The following is a 17,611-nucleotide window of genomic DNA, read 5'->3' as shown; positions in this document are numbered from 1 at the left end:
AACGAGTTCACGGGAAGTAGCACCACAGAATAAACCTGTTACCATCCATTCATACATTTGTTTGAACAAGGACAGACCATGACAGACACCACAGCTGCGAACTATGACCTTGTCGTGTTCGGTGCCACCAGTTTCGTCGGCCAGATTCTGGCTCGCTACCTGCTGGAAAACTACGGTGCAGACAAGGACATCAAATGGGCCATTGCCGGCCGTTCTGAAGGCAAGCTGAACCAGCTTAAGTCGGACCTGGGCGGGGCCGCTGCATCGATCCCGGTGATTCTGGCAGACGCCGCAGACGAACCTGCGCTGCGCGACCTGTGCGGCCAGACCCGGGTGGTCATCTCCACCGTGGGCCCTTACGCCCTTTACGGCGAAACCCTGGTTAAAGTCTGCGCCGAGACAGGAACGGATTACTGCGACCTGACCGGTGAAGTGCAGTGGATCCGCCGGATGATCGAGCGTTACGAGGCCAAGGCCAAAGAAAGCGGCGCACGGATTGTGCATTGCTGCGGCTTTGATTCGATTCCCTCGGACATGGGCGTGTGGTTCCTGCAGCAGCAAGCGGAAGCAACCTTCGGCAAGCCCTGTCAGGACGTGCGCATGAGAGTGAAAGTGGCCAAGGGCGGCCTTTCTGGCGGCACGGTGGCTTCCATGATCAACGTAGCCAAGGAAGCCGGAGCCGACCCCAAGTTGCGCAAGGAACTGGCCAACCCGTTCTCTATCTGCCCGCAGGAGCATCGCTCCGAGAAGCGCCAGCCAAGCCTGAAATCTGCTGAGTTCGACAAGAACTTCAATGCCTGGCTGGCCCCGTTTGTGATGGGCGCCATCAACACACGAGTGGTGCACCGCTCCAATGCGTTGCAGGGTGCCCGCTACGGCAAAGAGTTTACCTACGACGAAGCCATCATGACCGGCAAGGGCACCAAAGGCCGCCTGACCGCTTACGGTATGGTCGGCGCGCTGGGTGCGTTCTTCACCGCGTCCGCCATTAAGCCAACACGCTGGGTGGTCGAGAAGCTCGTACCCAAGCCGGGTGAGGGCCCGAGCCCCGAAGATCAGGAAAAAGGCTTCTACGATCTGCGTTTCGTGGGCAAAACCACCGATGGCAAGACCATGATCACCAAGGTAACCGGCGATCGCGACCCCGGTTACGGTTCCACCGCGAAAATGCTGGGTGAAGCCGGCCTGTGCCTGGCCTTTGATGTGAAAGAGGACGTCAAAGGTGGCTTCTGGACACCGGCCTCGGCCCTCGATGGCAAATTGCTCGAGCGCCTGCAGGCCAATGCCGGTCTGACGTTTGAAGTGGTCGAAACCCGCTGATCAACCCAGGTGCAGAATACGGTCGGAGGCCAGCAGGGCGTCCGGCCCGTGCCCGAGACAAACCACGGTGCGCCCCTGTAGCCAACGGCTGATCTGGGGTGAAATCCGTGTACGGGTTGCCTCGTCCACACCGGTGAAAGGCTCATCCAGAATCACCACCGGTGCCCGGCTCAGTAATACCCGGGCAAGCACCAATCGCCGGGCCTCCCCGCCGGACAGCCGGTTGCCGGCACTGCCCAGCCAGGTATCCAGGCCTTCGGCTTCCTGAGCGAAGCGTTCGGCCAGTTCCACCAGTTCCAGTACCCGCCACAAATCGCCGTCCTCGGCGTCTGGACTCGCCAACAGAAGGTTTGCTTTCACGGTGTCTTCGAACACCACGGTCGCTTGCGTGAGATAGGCGCAGGGCAGGGAATGACGTTCTCCCCGGCATGGCTCTGCCAGCCCGGCCAGGGTATCTGCCAGGGTGGATTTGCCACTGCCGGAGACGCCAACGATACCGACGGTGTCGCCCGGGCGAAGCGTCAGCGTGAAGTGACTGAGTAAGGGCGAATAACCCGCGTGACCCACGGTGATATCGCAGGCCTGAAGAGAGAAGCCCTCCGGCAGTTCGCCAGCAGAACCAGCGGGTGATGTCGCGGCCCTTTCCAGACCGTGGTCAGAGTTCAGGCGGCGCGCAGCAGCACGAGTCGCTCCCAGTTTGCCAAAGGCATCCGGCAGCATGGCGTAGACTTCGGCCAGGCCCAGCAGGGCAATGGGCAGAAGCACCAGTACCGGACCACTCAGAGCACCTTCCTGGAACAGGCGAAAACCCAGCCACAAGGCCGCCACTGCTGCGACATTGATCAGCAGATGAGAGCCGGCCTGATGCCACCCGGTTCGGCTGTCGATCCGGGCCTGATCCCGGGACAACTCAACACTACGCCGCATCAGCCGGGCCGTGTGTTTGCCGGTGCGGCCGGCGGCGGTGAGTTCGGCAAAGCCTTCAAGATGTTCAATCAGCTCGCCCCGAAGGCTCTCCTGCTGATCACTCAACTGCCCGGAGGCAGCGCAGGTGCGCAGATACACCAGCCAGGTGGATATCAGGAATGATAGCGACAGAATCGCCAGAAGAATCAACGCTACCACACCATCAAACAACAGCCAGGCCATTGCGGTGAGCAGCAAGGTAACCACCGCTGCCAGGGCGGCGGGGGCAATCAGCCTGAGATAGAGCGTGTCCAGAGCATCGACATCGGCGGTGAGTCGGGAAAGCCACTGGGCGCCAGAGCGGGAACTGCGCTCCGTTCGCGGCCGGGCCGCCAGTCGGTCAAACAGAGCCACCCGAATATCGGTGAGTAGCTGCAGTACGGTATTGTGGTTATACACACGCTCCAGATACCGAAATACCGTTCGGGACACCGCAAAAAAACGGATACCGCCGCCCGGCACATAAAGATTGATGTAGGCCTGTATCCCTGTCGCCAGCAACAGGCCAACCAGCGCGGTTTCGGTCAGAAACCAGCCAGACAACGCTAGCAGACCGATACCGGAAAGCAGGGTGCCCAGCAGCAAACCGGCACCAACCGTAAGGCGCCCTTTTCGACGAAAGATCAGTGCCAGCCAGGGCCGCAGTTCAGGCATCGCGCACCTCGCCGTCATTCACAATCAGTACCCGGTCTGCCAATGTCAGCAGTGCCTGATGATGGGTTGAGAACACCAGTGTTTTGCCGGATTCGCTGAGTTTGTGCAGGGCCTCCAGAATGAACACCTCGCTGGTGGCATCCAGCCCGGCCGTCGGTTCATCCAGCAAAATCAGGGGATAGTCCGCCAGGAAGATGCGGGCGAGGCTCAAACGGCGGGCCTGACCACCGGACAGCCCCAAACCATCCTCGGCAATGCGGCTGTGAATGCCTTCAGCCCGGCTATCCACCAGTTCACCCAGGCCGACCTGCCGCAACGCGTAGTCGATGGCAATATCCGTGGCATCCGGGGTGGTTAGCCGCAGGTTGTCGGCCCAGGTGCCCTGAATCCAGAAACCGCGCTGGCCAAGCCATCCGAACGGCTGATTGCCGGGAGCCTCGCCGAATACTGACACAGCACCTGCCTCTGGCTGAATAAAGCCAGCCAGCAGATGCAAAAGGGTCGATTTGCCTCCACCAGAGGGGCCGGTAAGGGCGATCACCTGACCGGCCTTGATGCGGATATCCAGGTTATCGAAGATGACCGGGCCCTCGCCGTAACGGAGCGTGACCCCGGAGATCTGAATGCCTTGATTGCTAATGCTGTTGTCTGGCCGGATCGGCTCTGCGTTGTCGACAGACTGTTCCAGCCTGGCCAGAATCTCGGCACCGGCCCCCAGGGCGGCTGCCCGGTCGTGATAGTGCTGGGATAGCGTGCGCAAGGGCTGAAAGAACTCCGGAGCCAGCAGCAGAATCAGCAAACCACTGAACAGCGTAAGTTCGTCGCTGGGGCCAAATTCGATATAACCCAGCAATCCGAAGCCGATATAGATGGCCAGCACGGCAATCGCGACGGAGGCAAAGAACTCCAGTACCGCCGATGACAGAAACGCTACTTTCAGGGTTTTCATGGTGATCTTTCGATACTGGTCGGAACGGACTTCCAGCGTGCGGCTGGCCGCTTCTGTTTGCCCGAACAGCTGAAGCGTGGTCAGCCCCCGGACCTTATCCAGAAACTGGCCAGACAACCGGCTGACCGTCTCGAAATGCTGCTGGTTCAGCTTGTCTGCGCCCATGCCCACCAGCGCCATGAACAGCGGAATCAGCGGGGCAGAAAGCACCAGGAAAATGCCAGCCAGCCAGTCCAGCCAGAACACCAGAACTAGGATTGCCAGGGGAATCACCACAGAGAGGGTCATCTGCGGCAGAAAACGGGCGAAATAGCCGTGCAGCGCCTCCACGTGATCCAGCCACTCCCGGGCCAGGGATGCAGCAGACGTATCTGCCAGATTCACCGGGCCAGTGGCTTTCCAGTGATGGTGCAGTTGCCGGCGGGCATCGCGCCGCACCTGCTCGCTGCAGCGGGCTGCAAAGCGGGTTTGCAGCCCCTGGCCTGCGGACCGAATCACCAGAACCGCAAGCAGGGCCAGAAATACGGGCGTGAGTTCGGAAACCGGCGTTTTTTCAATCACACCTTGGTGAATCAGCCAGGCCAGCAACACCATTTGTACGATGGTGGCCAGCCCGGCAAGAACACCGGCCAGAACGGTTGCGGTGATCCAGCGCTGGCTATTGCGGGCCAGACCCGATAGCCAGGCGCGAATCTTTGACCGGGCCGGATCTGCCACTCAGTGGTACCCTTCGCCCGCACGCACCTTGCCGCGGAATACCCAGTAGGTCCAGGCGGTATAGGCCAGAACAATGGGGATGACGAACAGCAGGCCGAGCAGCAGGAACAGCTGGGATTCATAGGCGGAAGCTGCGTCCCACAGGGTGTAGTTGGGCGGAACCACATACGGCCACTTGCTCACCACAAGTCCCAGGTAGGTGGTGATGAACAGGCCCATGGTGGCCACGAATGGCATACCTTCAAACCGGTTGCGTACCGAACGCCAGATCTGGAAGGCACACAGCAGGGTCAGGGCCGGCAGAATCCAGATCACACTCAGATTGGAGAACCAGCGCTCCCGCACCATGTCGTCAACAAATGGCGTCCATACGCTGATAATGCCGAACACCACTAACACGGCAATCAGCAGTGGTGCACTTACCCGGTAGGCCCACTCTTGCAGGCGCCCTTCAGTTTTCATGATCAGCCAGGTAGAACCCAGCAGGGCATAACCGGCCAGCATCCCCAGGCCTGTCAGCACGGTGAACGGTGTCAGCCAGTCCAGCGCGCCGCCAACGTAGGCGCCATTCACGGTATTGAAACCCTGGATGTAAGCCCCGACCACAGCACCCTGAGCGAATGCGGCAATGGTAGAGCCACCGGCAAACGACCAGTTCCACAGGTACCTTGAGGTACGAGCCTTGAATCGGAATTCAAACGCCACACCCCGGAAGATAAGCCCTGCCAGGAGCAGGAACACACCAATGTAGAGTGCCGGCAGGAAGATGGAATACACCATCGGGAAGGCGGCTAACAGGCCGGCACCGCCCAGCACCAGCCAGGTTTCGTTGCCGTCCCAGACCGGAGCCACCGAATTCATCATGGTGTCCCGGTCCTCTTCCGACGGAGCGAACGGGAACAGGATACCCACGCCCAGGTCAAAGCCGTCCATCAGCACATACATGATGATGCCGAAGCCGATAATGAATGCCCAGATGAGGGCGAGATCAAACAGTTCCATGGTCAGTGCCCCCCTTCGTTAGCCGGTTTTGCCTGATGAACGCCGTGTGAGCCAGATTCAATCTCGAACGGCACATGGGCCGCAGAGAGCGGACGGGCAGGGCGATCAGAGGCGTGCTCTTCGTCGTCAGCATCTTCAAGACCAACGTAAAGCACCCGCATGAGGTAATACACGCCGGCACTGAACACCAGGGCATAGACAACGATATAGCCGATCAACGTGAACAGCGCCATGCCACCGGTAAGCGAAGGTGTTACCGATTCGGCCTGGGTCATCATGCCGTACACCAGCCAGGGTGCCCGGCCCACCTCAGTCACAAACCAGCCGGTGAGCACGGCAAAGAAGGGCGCAATACTCATAAAACGCATCCCCTGAAGATACCAGCGGGTCTTGTAAAGCCGGCCACCCGCTCGCAGAAACAGGCCTGCGAGTGCAAACAGAATCATCAGGACGCCAATGCCGACCATAATCCGGAAGGACCAGAACACAATCGCCACCGGTGGTTGCTCTTCGACCGCCACTTCATTCAGACCCGGCACTTCGCCATCCCAATCGTGGGTAAGAATCAGGCTTGCCAGACTGGGAATGCCAATCTCGAAATGGTTGGTCTGGTTTTCCTGGTCGGGAATGGCAAACAGCAACAGCGGCACATTGCGGGAGGTTTCCCAGTTGCCTTCCATGGCTGCGACTTTGGTGGGCTGATGTTCCAGAGTATTCAGACCATGGAAGTCACCTACAACCGCCTGGGCGGGGGCAATGAACAGCAACAACCACAGGCACATGGATAGCGCCTTGCGATTGGCTTCGAACTCACGCCCCCGTAACAGGTACCAGGCGCTGACACCCGCCACCACAAAACCGCCGGTAAGGAAAGACGCCAGTGCCATGTGCATAAAGCGATACGGGAAGGACGGATTGAAGATGGCCTCGCTCCAGGACACTACATGGAACACGCCCTCACGGAATTCGACACCGGCCGGTGTCTGCATCCAGCTGTTGGCTGCGAGAATCCAGAAGGACGAGATAAAGGTGCCGGTGGCCACCATGATGGCGGCGAACAGATGAACGCCGGCGGGTACCTTGTCGCGGCCAAACAGCAGTACCCCCAGGAACGCCGCCTCCAGGAAGAATGCGGTGATCACCTCATAACTCAGGATGGGGCCCAGGAAGTTAGCCGAGGCCTGAGAGAACGCGCTCCAGTTGGTACCGAACTGGAATGACATCACAATGCCCGAGACCACGCCCATACCGAAGACCACGGCGAATACCTTGGTCCAGAAGGTCGACAATTTGGTCCACACCGGATTACGGGTTTTGAAGGCCAGGCCCTCAAGTACCGCAATGTAGGAGGCAAGCCCGATGGTAAACACCGGAAAAATGGCGTGAAATGACACCACAAACGCGAACTGGATTCGCGATAGGATGAGAGGATCTAGTTCCATAGGAACCTCCGGTAACTCGCACAAGTCATAACAAACGGGTCAGCGAACCCGTTCAGCCGCTGCCTTAGTTGATTTTGTTATGTTGTTATTACCGGCAGATGATTACGATGCTACGCAAATCGTAGCAGATTTCGATAGGGCAGTTTGTCGCACCCCTTGATATAAAACAATTATGGTGAGCCAGATGAGCTTTTACGAGGAACGAATTCTCCCCCACATCATAGACAAGGCCTGTTCAATGGGCCAGGTGATGAAACTGCGCAGCCAGGTGGTTCCCCAGGCCCGGGGCCGGGTACTGGAAGTGGGCATGGGCTCTGGCATCAACTTGGAGTTCTACAACCAGGACCACGTTGAGATGGTATACGGTCTCGAACCCTCAGAAGGCATGCGCCGAAAAGCGCTACCCAACCTGCAACGTTCCCCCATAAAAGTAGAGTGGCTGGATCTGCCGGGGGAGAAAATACCGTTGGAAGACAACTGCGTGGACACCGTGCTGCTGACCTTCACCCTCTGCACCATCCCGGACTGGCACGCCGCGCTGCAGCAAATGAAACGGGTACTCCGGCCGGGCGGAAACCTGTTATTCCTGGAACACGGCGAATCCCCCCACGACGCCACCCGCAAATGGCAGCACCGCATCACACCTGGCTGGCGCAAACTGGCCGGTGGCTGCCACCTGAACCGCCATATAGCGGACCTGATCAAAGAAGCGGGCTTCGAAATCCGGGAGCTGGAAAACCTCTACATCCCCAAAGCGCCCAAAATCGCGGGCTACATCTACAAGGGCAGGGCGACCAAGCCGGAGGCGGCATAGAAAGCGGATTCAAAGGCCGCTGGGAAACAGAATTGCGTTACGCCACCGGCCCTTATACAATTCCGCCCTTCAAGAATCTCCCCTCCGATGCCCGGATGGTGAAATTGGTAGACACAAGAGACTTAAAATCTCTCGGCCGCAAGGCCGTGCCGGTTCGATTCCGGCTCCGGGCACCATTCTGATGAGTTAATTCAGCAAGTTACATAGTGGCACTCCAATCCACATCTATATTGTGTGTTCAAAAATTGAGCAATCCGCTCGTCTGTGCTTTGATCAAAGAGACGGGCTGAGGATTGGATGCAGCCTTTTCCGAGCTTCTGGCCCACTGATGTGATTCATGCAGGTTTTTGGGCTAAAGCTGTCTTAAACGGAGTTGCAGGCTATGGCTTACGAAAATATAGATGGGCAAAAATACGAAAAAGAACTTTTGGATCTGGCCCGCAAACACACCACGGGGCGAGGTGAAGGCAAGTTGTCCAAGGATGAAGTTGCGGAGCTTTTCGCATCGGCTCATGATGGCCCGGGCGTTACCGACACAGAAAGAGCGACGCTGGCGTACATACGAAAACATTTTGAATTTACAGACGCTGCTGCAACGGATTTTGACGCGAAGTTCAGCAAACTTTGATTTCAGATAAAAAAGCCGCGCACGTTCTCCTGCGCGGCTTTCTTGTTTGTGGTGGAAAGCTATCAAGCAGCCTTAGCCATCCGCTTCCTTACACCAAATCCCAGCAAACCCAGGCCCAGCAAGGCGAGGGTAGAGGGTTCCGGCACGGAAACCGGCCGTGAGGTGATGACACCTTTGAGTGTGGCATCGTTGTCTTTCTCTTCCTTGGTCCAGAATTCACTGGCCAGTGCGCCGTTGTAGAAGAAACCTGAGATATCTACAAAGTAGTTAACGCCATCAATCAGGAAAGAATCAGAGGCACCGACGTTGAGCGCGAAGGTCACTCTGTCTGCACAGCCGTTCCTGTTAACGCCGACACCATTGGTGCCGCCGTCTGCACAGGGCCGGTCATTGTTGGGTGTTTCCCAATGTTCGAACTCAAACACGGAGTAAATGGTTTCTGCCATTCCGTCGATGGTCAGGTTGGTTTCGACGGTCAGTTGGGCAGTATTCAGTGACGGTTCGAAGATAGGCCAGTTGTAGTGGGTGAAGGTACCCAGGTTGAAGTCAACGTTCTCATTGACGTTGACGGCTGGGGGCGCTGAGCCGTCGAAACGGTAACCACTCTGCTGTCCTCCGAAAATGGCCGGTGTTCCCCAACGGATTTCATTGGTTCCACCACCCGATACGGCCGGGCTTACGGGATTGGTGGCGGTCCAGATTCCGCTAACACCGGTTAGCTGAATCACCGCGGCCTGGGCGGAGCCTGCGGCAAACAGGGCCACGGCGGCGCTGGCGATCAATAGTTTCTTATTCATTGGTGACACTCCCTGTGGGCTTCGTCATTTGTTTACCGTCGCTCGAAGGTGTAATCCTTGAGCTCCGGTAGACAATCAGCAACGGGGATGCCTGATCTTAAAAACTGCCCGTTTAACAATATGAAAGGAGTGTCACCTTTGCGACTGGGTGATATTTGATCAGCTTAATTGTAAAAAAAACGGACATACCCAGAGGCTAACGATCCGGGCTGTCCTGTTCTGGCAGGGGCTCAATGCTGTTGATGTCGCCGGTGGGGGCGGCCGGTTCATCCTTGATAATCACGACGATACCGCCAACGATAATGGCAAGACCAACAACGGCTTTGAGCAATGTTGAGCGAGACATGCATCACCTCCTGTGTCGGGTACATGTTATTACCCTGAGGGCAATTCCTGGCATTGCAACCATACGCCGAAGGTCGGTTCGACATAGGCGGCGGCCTTGGGAATACTGACACCAAGAAATATTCGAAAAAAACAAGGGGAGTGTTGTATGACGGCGGCATCTGATGAACTGGTGCGACTGCACGCTGAAAACGGCGTGGCCACAGTAACCCTGAACCAACCGGAGCGGCGTAACAGTCTTTCAATGGCCTTGCTGGAAGCGCTTTCAGAGGTACTTGAGCAGATTGTCGGGGACGGTAATGTGCGCGTGGTGGTACTTGCTGCTGCCGGCAAGGTGTTCTGTGCCGGACACGATCTTCGTGAAATGCGCGAGCAGTTCGACAGCCACGATTTCCAGTTGCGGCTTTTCCGGCAATGCAGCAAGGTGATGCAGCAGATTGTGAACCTGCCCAAACCGGTGATTGCCCGCGTCGCTGGCGTAGCGACGGCCGCTGGTTGTCAGCTGGTGGCCAGTTGCGATCTGGCAGTGGCCGAGAAGGGGGCCCGTTTTGCCACGCCAGGTGTGAACATTGGCCTGTTCTGCTCAACGCCCATGGTGGCTCTGTCCCGCAATGTCAGCCGCAAGCATGCCATGGAGATGCTCTTGACCGGTGAGCTGATTGATGCGGCCCGGGCAGAACAGATCGGGCTGATTAATCGAGCGGTCGAGCCGGAAGCTCTGGATGAGACCGTGTACGGCATGGCAGCCACCATCGCCGCAAAGTCCGGGCATACCCTGAAAATTGGTAAAGAGGCGTTCTACAAGCAGCTGGAAATGCCGCTGGCCCATGCCTATGACTACACCGCCAATGTGATGGCGGAGAACATGCAATCGAATGATGCCCGGGAGGGAATTTCTGCGTTTCTGGATAAGCGGGACCCAGACTGGCAACACAAGTAATCAGCGATTGCAGGAGGCTGGCTGGTCCCGGACCAATCGGTCTCCTGCTTCGATTTGCCGGCTACTGAAGTAACCGGCGTTCATTTCCACGGCGTGCCAGTAGGAGGCGCCTGCGGGGTAGCTGGGGCAATCGTTGCTGCGCGACGATGCACAGGGGTGCATCTGGCGGATGCTGACGATCACGCCCTCGTTGTCCAGAAAGGCAATATCCAGCGGTAGAAGGGTCTGGTACATCCAGAAGCCTTGCTCCGGGCTGCGCTCATAATCGTAGATGAACAGCATGCCGGCGTTTTCTGCCAGAGCTTCCCGACCCATCAGGCCTTTCTGTCGGTCTTTGCTGTCACTCGCCACTTCCAGCACCACTGGATGTCGCGCTGTCTCTGTGACGAAACAGGCCTGGGTCACCGGCAGGTGCCCGGAATCTTTGGCCCCTGCCGAGCCACAGCTTGCAAGCAGGGCACTTACAACCAGCAGGGAGAGAAAGCGAGTCATCATGAACGCAGACGGTAGCCGGTTTTGAAGATCCACCAGACGGCGGTCATGCACATGGTCAGGAATACCATGGTCATGCCCACACTGATGCCCACGTGCACATCCGAAACCCCATAGAAGGCCCACCGGAAGCCGCTGATCAGGTACACCACTGGATTAAAAAGGCTGATGGTTTGCCAGATCTCGGGCAGCATCTCGATGGAATAGAAGGTGCCGCCCAGGAACACCAGTGGCGTCACAATCATCATTGGCACAATCTGCAGCTTCTCGAAGCCATCCGCCCAGATACCGATGATGAAGCCGAACAGGCTGAAGGTCATGGCTGTGAGCACCAGGAACGAAAACATCCAGAACGGATGGAGTATTGAGTAGTCTACAAACAGTTTCGCGGTGGCCAGAATGATCAGACCCAGTATCACGGCTTTGGTGGTTGCGGCACCCACATAACCCAGCACGATTTCCACGTAGGATACTGGCGCAGACAGCACCTCGTAGATGGTACCGGAGAATTTCGGCATGTAAATGCCGAAGGAGGCGTTGGAGATGCTCTGCATCAGCAGTGACAGCATCACCAGGCCGGGAATGATGTAGGCTCCGTAGCTGATGTTGTCGATATCGCCCATGCGGGATCCGATGGCTGAGCCGAATACCACAAAGTACAGGCAGGTGGAGATAACGGGCGACAGCACGCTTTGCATGACCGTACGTTTCATGCGTGCCATCTCGAACTTGTAGATTGCTTTAACACCGTAAAGATTCATTGTTCTCTCCGTGAGGACCGTTCGGGCGGGAGGTTACTCGTGCACCAGGCCCACGAATATCTCTTCCAGGGAACTCTCCCGGGTTTGCAGATCACGGTACTCAATGTCCAGATCACCCAGGGTGCGAAGCAGTCGGGCCACGCCGGCCTGTTGTTGTTGAGAGTCGAAGGTGTAGATTAGCTCGTAGCCGTCTTCTGAAAGCTCGATTGGCTCCAGGGTGAGTTCCCCGGGCAGCTTGTCCAGTTTTTGCTGAAGCTGCAGGCGAAGTTCTTTCTTGCCCAGCTTGGACATCAGGCGGTTCTTGTCTTCCACCAGAATGATCTCGCCCTGGCGGATAACGCCAATGCGGTCGGCCATTTCTTCCGCTTCTTCAATATAGTGGGTGGTCAGAATGATCGTGGTGCCGTTCTCGCGGAGTTTGCGCACCATCTCCCACATGTCGCGCCGTAGCTCCACATCCACTCCGGCGGTAGGTTCATCCAGGAACAGAATGCGCGGTTCGTGGGACAGCGCCTTGGCGATCATCACCCGGCGTTTCATACCGCCAGACAGTGACATGATGCGGTTGTTGCGCTTGTCCCAGAGGGAAAGGTCTTTCAGAACCTTTTCGATATGGGCAGGCTTGGGTGCCTTGCCGAACAGGCCGCGACTGAAAGATACCGCATCCCAGACGGTTTCAAAGGAGTCGGTATTCAGCTCCTGCGGTACCAGGCCGATGGCCTCCCGGGCTTTGCGGTATTGCTTGACGATGTCGTGGCCGGCGGCTTTGACCTCGCCATCGCTCTTGTTGACGATGCCGCAGATGATAGAGATCAGGGTGGTTTTACCAGCACCGTTGGGGCCGAGCAGCGCGAAGATCTCGCCGGGGTAGATTTCCAGGTTGACGTCTTTGAGGGCCTGGAAGCCATCTTCGTAGATCTTGTTCAGGTGCTTAACGGATATGTCCGGTTGCACGGGCGTGTCCTGTTCTGTTGGTGGTAGACCAGAAAGCCGCACATTTTCTCATGCTGGCAGCAGTTTAGAAACCTTTGCTATGTCGGGAATTATCCCCATAATGCCGGTTTCGGATCTGGTTGTGAGGCAGGGTATGGTACGAACCATCGTGGTTCTGGGTTTAGTGTTGGCTGCAATTGTGGCGTTGGCGTTTGGCCCACAATGGCTGGAAACTGCCGGCACCGCCGAGGAACGACCAGAATGCGACCTGCTTTCCCGCGCCTGTACCTGGGAGACCGACGAAGGCACGTGGCAAGTGGAGCTGAAAACCCTCGAAGAAGGCGATCAGGGCATGGAATACCGGTTGGCGATTACCGTGCCGGAAGCGCCGGACCGCTTTCTGGCGGTACTGAGAGGGCAGTCCATGTACATGGGTGAATATCCGGTGCCCATGGAGCGTCAGCAGCCCCTGAGCTATCAGGCAACGTTTACGGCGCCGTTCTGCACCACGGGCGCGGAGATGATCTGGCGCATTGACCTGCAGGATGGCCAGAAAGTAATGGAAAATGTGCCCTGGGCACTGGTGTTCCGGGCTGAGAAATAGTTAAATCCCGTCAAATTTCGATGATTTCCAGGGAACAGTGATGGATTACGGGGAAAGTGTTCAGAAGGTGCTGTTGCGCAAAATCCGCAAGGCCGAGCAGGATCTCGTTCAGCTCAAGCTGGATTACTGCCGCTTCGTGTTTGGGCTTACCCACCGGGCTACCGTATCTGCCAATGGCCAGTCCTGGGTAGTGCGCGCTGTGGATGTGGAATCCATGGCTTACACCGATGATGGCGAATTCACCAAACCTGTAGTTACCGGCACACCTGCCAACGATGAGTCCAGCCGGGAGACCGTTAACCTGGGCAGCGACTGGACTCTGGAAAGCGCTAAATAAACGCGTTACTGGTCACCGCCTCATAGAGGCTCGAGCTGGCAGGCACAAAATGGTTGGCCTGCCAGAATTCCGCTCCTTCCAGCCCGGCACGGTAACACGCCATCAGTACACTGCTACCGGTAAGCGTCGAAATAGCCTGCAGCGCCTCTGGCTGCCGAATACCTGTCTTTCGGCTGACAATGCCCGCAACCATACCGGCCAGCGCTTCTGAGTGGCGAACGGGTTTCGGGCTCAGGGCACAGCTGGCACCGTAAAGCCAGGCCGCGGCATAAGTGCGCACCGCCTCTGGCGATTCTGACAGTACCAGGCCTTTCACCCGGCAATCCCGCTCCTGCAATCCCGCCAAAATGTGCAATTGGGTAAAGAGTTCAGTTCGATCCGGTGCCGTCATGCCTTTGTAGCGACGCGCTTCATTGCCCGAACTGGCGACCCTGCGCGCGGAACTCCCGGAATTATCGGCTTGCGGATCGGCGCTTGCGGCACCGGCTGGAACAAAGGATTCTGTCCGGGACAGGTTAATCACCCGCGCGGCTAACAGCGCCAGCAGGGCAATCAGCCCCAGTTCTGTCATTGTGACCAATCCATTGACCATCGTGGTATTCCTCTGAAAACGGAGCGACAAGCTGAATCATCGGGTGATTGTAACGTTGTGTAATCGGTAGGGCAGTGGGCAAACCCCGAAAATGGCACTGAAGACCGGTTTAGCTTTGAAAAATGTGATGCCAGTCCCAGGGGATCAGCAGGTGGGCATGGTCTGCAGGGCCAGTTTGCGGCGGATAAACCGGCCCAGAGCGTCAACACCAATGTTCAGCAGGGCGGTAATCAGGATCAGGACCATCGCACGATCAAACTGGATGTTCTGGATGGCGCTGTCGACGTAAAAGCCGAGGGTGTAAATGCCAAGGATGCCCAGTATCGCTGTTTCTCGCATGATGATTTCCCAGCGATAGAACAGGAATGCCAGGAATGAGCGGTAGATGCGAGGCACCAGTTCCCAGCTGTAGCGGAAAAAGCCCACCGGGGCGTCCGGGCGCAGGTGGATGGTGTTGGTCTGCCGGCCGATCAGGTGACCGATTATGCCACCGTTATGCAGGGCCAGAGCTACCACCGCCGGCAGCATGGAAGGCCCCCACAACTGCAGCAGAATGTAAGCAAGAATGTATTCCGGCGTGGACCGGGCGATCACCAGGAGAACATGGCCGGAGGTACGCCGCACCGGGCCACCGAAATGATTCGAGATCAGCGGGAACGCCAGCAGTGACAGAATGCCGGTGGCCACCAGCGCAATCTGGGTCAGTACCACCGTGTTCCAGATGCCTGGCAGCGCTTCCGTGACCATCACATCCGACAGCCAGGCCCAGATAGCCGCAAGCCCCTCGCCATCCCGGATGGGTGAAGGGATGATGTCCTGGGTGAAGAAACGCTCCACGTTGCCCCAGACAATGGGCAGACCATCCCCCAGGAAAAACGGCGCCGCGAGAATGTAGAGCGGCAGCAGTTTTGGGCGAAGCCACAATGGCATGGTGGCGATCAGCACATAGAACAGAATCAGCATGGCGCCGGCATCTGAGTACAGCCCCTGGGAGAACGAGGACTCCAGGTAGAAGCCCAGCGTCGGTAGCCCCACAAAGCCCAGAATGGCAGAGGAACGCAGGCCACACTCCAGTCGGTAGGCCGTGTAGGTGCGCATCTGAACCCAGCAATCGGGGATGCGGGCGTATAGAAAAGCCGCAATGGAGGAGGTTCCCGGTGGCAGCAGACGACCGGGTTCCGGGTCCGCCTCTTCCAGAATTTCGGAATAAACCTTGGCAAAGATGCCGGCATAGGGAATGGCAATAGCCAGCACGCCGGTGAGCGGGTGGAAGCCGAAAAACTGAAGGAAGATCAGCGCCCAGAAAAGCTCATGGATGGCGCGGATAAAGGCGCAGAAGATTCGTACCGGCAGAAAACGGTACACCAGCGCCAGCAGGAAGCCGCAGATACTCCCGAGGGTTACGCCTACAAAGGCAAAAGCCACGGTCCGCAGCAGGGCGGTGAGTAAGCCTTCAGTGCTGAAGAAATTCGGTGTGGCCACGCCCAGAAAGAAGCGGCCGAGATCCTGCCAGGGGTTGGCAGTGGTAATGGCAATGTCCGCAACCAACAGCCCGAGCAGCGCAACGGCAAGAAAGATAAGGCTGGCTCGTACGGTCGGGTAGGCGAACATGCTGAGAGTCGGTGCCTGTCAGTAGAGAACGGAAATATCAGCGGCGGTCAGCTCGCTGGCCGGCTGGTCCAGAGCAATCTGGCCATCCTGAATACCGATAATGCGGGTACAGTGCGCCAGCGCCATTTCGACATCGTGCAGCGCAACAATACTGGTGGTGAATTGATTGGTAAGCATGGTCATCACCTGCTGAGCCATTGGCCCGTCCAGGGCGGAAATGGGCTCATCCGCCAACAGCGTCGGTGCCTGCCGATAAAGCGCCCGCGCAATGGCCACCCGTTGCCGTTGCCCGCCAGACAATGCCGCCGCCGGAATCCAGAGTTTTTCTGGTATACCCAGTTCGGTCAGTAACGCCCGGATGGCGTCTTTGTCCCGCCGGAACGGGCGGATCAACGTGAGCGTGTTGTACCAGGTGCCATGCTGGTCAAGTTGCCCCATAAACACATTGTGGAAGACAGGAAGGGCGTTAACCAATCCCAGACCCTGGGGAACGAGTGAAGCCTTGCCTTCGAGCCGGTCATAAAGTAAGCGGATAAGCGTGGATTTGCCGGCACCACTTTTACCAACCAGACCAACGTGTTCTCCTTCATTGATTCGGAAGGAGAGCGGGCCGATAACCCGCTCTCCATCGAAACTGGCGGTCAGTCCATGGAAATCAAAGCCTGACATCAATCGAGAATTCCGATGTTTTCCGCTGTTGCACGAATGGGCTCGTAGTCGTCATTGGACGCCGGAATGAAGCCGGAGCGGGGGAAGCTCTCCAGCAAGGCAGGATCGTCTAGCTTCAGCAGGGCTTCGGTGACCCTCTGCTTGAAGCCATCACCAAAACGCTCGTCGACATCGCCACGGATGGTCCACTGATAATCCGGGTAGGAAGGCGTTTTCCAGATTACCTGAACGGAATCAGTATCGATGTTGCCGTTTTCCAGTTCTTTTTCCCAAACCTGGAAGTTCAGGGCGCCCACTTCATAGGTTCCGGCCTCGACCAGGCGAAGGGTACGGGTATGGTTGCCACTGAAACCAACCCGGGAGAACAGGGAATCCGGCGCTTCATTGAAGACATCCCGAATGTAGAACTCCGGCATCAGGCGGCCCGAGGTCGAACCTTTTGAACCGAAGGTAAAGGTTTTGCCGCGCAGTTCGTCTTCCAGCTCATCCAGGCTGTCGGCCGGCTGAATTCCAGTGCTGGTGTTGGCGATAAAGTAGGTCTCGAAGGCTTCGTCTTCAACGCCTTGAGCAATGGCTTCGGAACCCGGAACCAGTCGACGGGCCTGAACACCAGACAAGCCCCCAAACCACGCCAGTTGTACCTGGTTATTGCGGAAGGCGGAGACCGCAGCGGCGTAGGATTTCACCGGGATGTAACGCACCTCAACATCCAGCTGCTCCTGAAGATAGTCAGCCACGCCACGAAAGCGCTCGACCAGTTTGGTTTCATCTTCATCCGGAATGGCAGTGAACACGAAAGTGTCTGCCTGAACGGTGGTTACGGCTGCCAGGGAGAGCAAGCCCGTCGCCAGCCATTTTCTGAGGTTGCTGATTGCCATAATGAATCATTCCTTTGCGAGGTGGGGTTTGGTGAAAAACGTTGCCATGTACTTGAAAACCCAGTCAGGATACCGTGATTTCTATCAAGTCTGAACCGGTATACGAGGGAAGGCTTTACCTGGCGCAGTGCCACATGCAGAATTTTTCAAAAACAGAACA

General features: G+C 57.4%; 19 protein-coding genes and 1 tRNA gene. 7 read left to right on the top strand and 13 right to left on the bottom strand.

The features are described 5' to 3' along the window. The first annotated feature begins 78 nt into the window (after positions 1–78). A complete protein-coding gene (locus tag C7436_RS02015; RefSeq protein ID WP_121206522.1) occupies positions 79–1,320 on the top strand; it encodes a saccharopine dehydrogenase family protein in 1,242 nt (413 codons plus the stop codon). Here C7436_RS02015 and cydC read toward each other — a convergent pair whose 3' ends face one another. The 4 genes from cydC to C7436_RS01995 are packed head-to-tail and all read right to left on the bottom strand — an operon-like array spanning position 1,321 to position 7,050. Beyond that, positions 1,321–2,940 (bottom strand): thiol reductant ABC exporter subunit CydC, encoded by a 1,620-nt coding sequence (gene cydC, locus C7436_RS02010; protein WP_121206521.1) that lies wholly within the window; start codon positions 2,938–2,940, stop codon positions 1,321–1,323. It lies immediately after the preceding gene. Further along, positions 2,933–4,606: a thiol reductant ABC exporter subunit CydD gene (gene cydD, locus C7436_RS02005; protein WP_121206520.1), complete on the bottom strand. Its 1,674-nt coding sequence runs from the start codon at positions 4,604–4,606 to the stop codon at positions 2,933–2,935. Before cydD ends, cydC begins: the two co-directional genes overlap by 8 nt. Then, positions 4,607–5,608 carry a cytochrome d ubiquinol oxidase subunit II gene (gene cydB, locus C7436_RS02000; protein ID WP_014421447.1) on the bottom strand — a complete coding sequence of 334 codons (1,002 nt, stop codon included), beginning with the start codon at positions 5,606–5,608 and terminating at the stop codon, positions 4,607–4,609. Between the two features lie 2 nt (positions 5,609–5,610). Further along, positions 5,611–7,050, bottom strand: a complete 1,440-nt coding sequence (locus tag C7436_RS01995) for a cytochrome ubiquinol oxidase subunit I (RefSeq protein ID WP_121206519.1) — start codon at positions 7,048–7,050, stop codon at positions 5,611–5,613. Between the two features lie 184 nt (positions 7,051–7,234). Here C7436_RS01995 and C7436_RS01990 point away from each other — a divergent pair, with 184 nt between their 5' ends. The 3 genes from C7436_RS01990 (at position 7,235) to C7436_RS01980 (ending at position 8,492) form a co-directional block, all read left to right on the top strand. Further along, entirely contained in the window at positions 7,235–7,864 is a 630-nt protein-coding gene (locus C7436_RS01990; protein WP_121206518.1) for a class I SAM-dependent methyltransferase, read from the top strand. A gap of 89 nt (positions 7,865–7,953) precedes the next feature. Continuing rightward, positions 7,954–8,040: transfer RNA gene (locus C7436_RS01985), tRNA-Leu, on the top strand. Positions 8,041–8,246: 206 nt separating this feature from the next. Further along, positions 8,247–8,492 carry a hypothetical protein gene (locus C7436_RS01980; protein ID WP_121206517.1) on the top strand — a complete coding sequence of 82 codons (246 nt, stop codon included), beginning with the start codon at positions 8,247–8,249 and terminating at the stop codon, positions 8,490–8,492. Between the two features lie 62 nt (positions 8,493–8,554). Here C7436_RS01980 and C7436_RS01975 read toward each other — a convergent pair whose 3' ends face one another. Together C7436_RS01975 and C7436_RS18790 are read right to left on the bottom strand one after the other, a co-directional pair. Continuing rightward, complete coding sequence (locus C7436_RS01975; RefSeq protein ID WP_121206516.1) at positions 8,555–9,289, bottom strand: THxN family PEP-CTERM protein; 735 nt, start codon at positions 9,287–9,289, stop codon at positions 8,555–8,557. Positions 9,290–9,485: 196 nt separating this feature from the next. Next, positions 9,486–9,635, bottom strand: coding sequence for a hypothetical protein (locus tag C7436_RS18790; RefSeq protein WP_014421453.1), 150 nt, complete (start codon positions 9,633–9,635; stop codon positions 9,486–9,488). Positions 9,636–9,782: 147 nt separating this feature from the next. Here C7436_RS18790 and C7436_RS01970 point away from each other — a divergent pair, with 147 nt between their 5' ends. Further along, entirely contained in the window at positions 9,783–10,574 is a 792-nt protein-coding gene (locus C7436_RS01970; RefSeq protein ID WP_121206515.1) for an enoyl-CoA hydratase, read from the top strand. Here C7436_RS01970 and C7436_RS01965 read toward each other — a convergent pair whose 3' ends face one another. Genes C7436_RS01965 through C7436_RS01955 form a run of 3 tightly spaced genes read right to left on the bottom strand, consistent with a single transcriptional unit; the run spans position 10,575 to position 12,781 of the window. Continuing rightward, entirely contained in the window at positions 10,575–11,069 is a 495-nt protein-coding gene (locus tag C7436_RS01965; protein ID WP_113880077.1) for a DUF192 domain-containing protein, read from the bottom strand. Continuing rightward, positions 11,066–11,827 carry an ABC transporter permease gene (locus tag C7436_RS01960; protein WP_011784940.1) on the bottom strand — a complete coding sequence of 254 codons (762 nt, stop codon included), beginning with the start codon at positions 11,825–11,827 and terminating at the stop codon, positions 11,066–11,068. Before C7436_RS01960 ends, C7436_RS01965 begins: the two co-directional genes overlap by 4 nt. Positions 11,828–11,860: 33 nt before the next feature. Next, positions 11,861–12,781, bottom strand: coding sequence for an ABC transporter ATP-binding protein (locus tag C7436_RS01955; RefSeq protein WP_011784939.1), 921 nt, complete (start codon positions 12,779–12,781; stop codon positions 11,861–11,863). Between the two features lie 100 nt (positions 12,782–12,881). On the opposite strand from C7436_RS01955, the gene C7436_RS01950 reads away from it, so the two are divergent. Together C7436_RS01950 and C7436_RS01945 are read left to right on the top strand one after the other, a co-directional pair. After that, positions 12,882–13,364 carry a hypothetical protein gene (locus C7436_RS01950; RefSeq protein WP_228198035.1) on the top strand — a complete coding sequence of 161 codons (483 nt, stop codon included), beginning with the start codon at positions 12,882–12,884 and terminating at the stop codon, positions 13,362–13,364. A gap of 40 nt (positions 13,365–13,404) precedes the next feature. Then, positions 13,405–13,701, top strand: a complete 297-nt coding sequence (locus C7436_RS01945) for a hypothetical protein (protein WP_121206514.1) — start codon at positions 13,405–13,407, stop codon at positions 13,699–13,701. Here C7436_RS01945 and C7436_RS01940 read toward each other — a convergent pair. The 4 genes from C7436_RS01940 to C7436_RS01925 form a co-directional block, all read right to left on the bottom strand. Next, positions 13,694–14,272, bottom strand: coding sequence for a hypothetical protein (locus C7436_RS01940; protein ID WP_228198034.1), 579 nt, complete (start codon positions 14,270–14,272; stop codon positions 13,694–13,696). The genes C7436_RS01945 and C7436_RS01940 overlap by 8 nt on opposite strands. A 165-nt stretch (positions 14,273–14,437) precedes the next feature. Beyond that, the gene (locus C7436_RS01935; protein WP_121206512.1) at positions 14,438–15,904 is read right to left on the bottom strand and encodes a PhnE/PtxC family ABC transporter permease; all 1,467 of its coding nucleotides are present in this window, start codon (positions 15,902–15,904) and stop codon (positions 14,438–14,440) included. An 18-nt stretch (positions 15,905–15,922) separates the two neighbouring features. Further along, positions 15,923–16,573 (bottom strand): phosphonate ABC transporter ATP-binding protein, encoded by a 651-nt coding sequence (locus C7436_RS01930; RefSeq protein ID WP_121206511.1) that lies wholly within the window; start codon positions 16,571–16,573, stop codon positions 15,923–15,925. Further along, entirely contained in the window at positions 16,573–17,451 is an 879-nt protein-coding gene (locus C7436_RS01925) for a putative selenate ABC transporter substrate-binding protein (protein WP_211329837.1), read from the bottom strand. Before C7436_RS01925 ends, C7436_RS01930 begins: the two co-directional genes overlap by 1 nt. Positions 17,452–17,611 lie beyond the last annotated feature (160 nt).

The sequence above is a fragment of the Marinobacter nauticus genome, from assembly GCF_003634635.1.
GTDB lineage: Bacteria > Pseudomonadota > Gammaproteobacteria > Pseudomonadales > Oleiphilaceae > Marinobacter > Marinobacter nauticus.
This window is presented reverse-complemented; position numbering and strand designations above follow the sequence as displayed.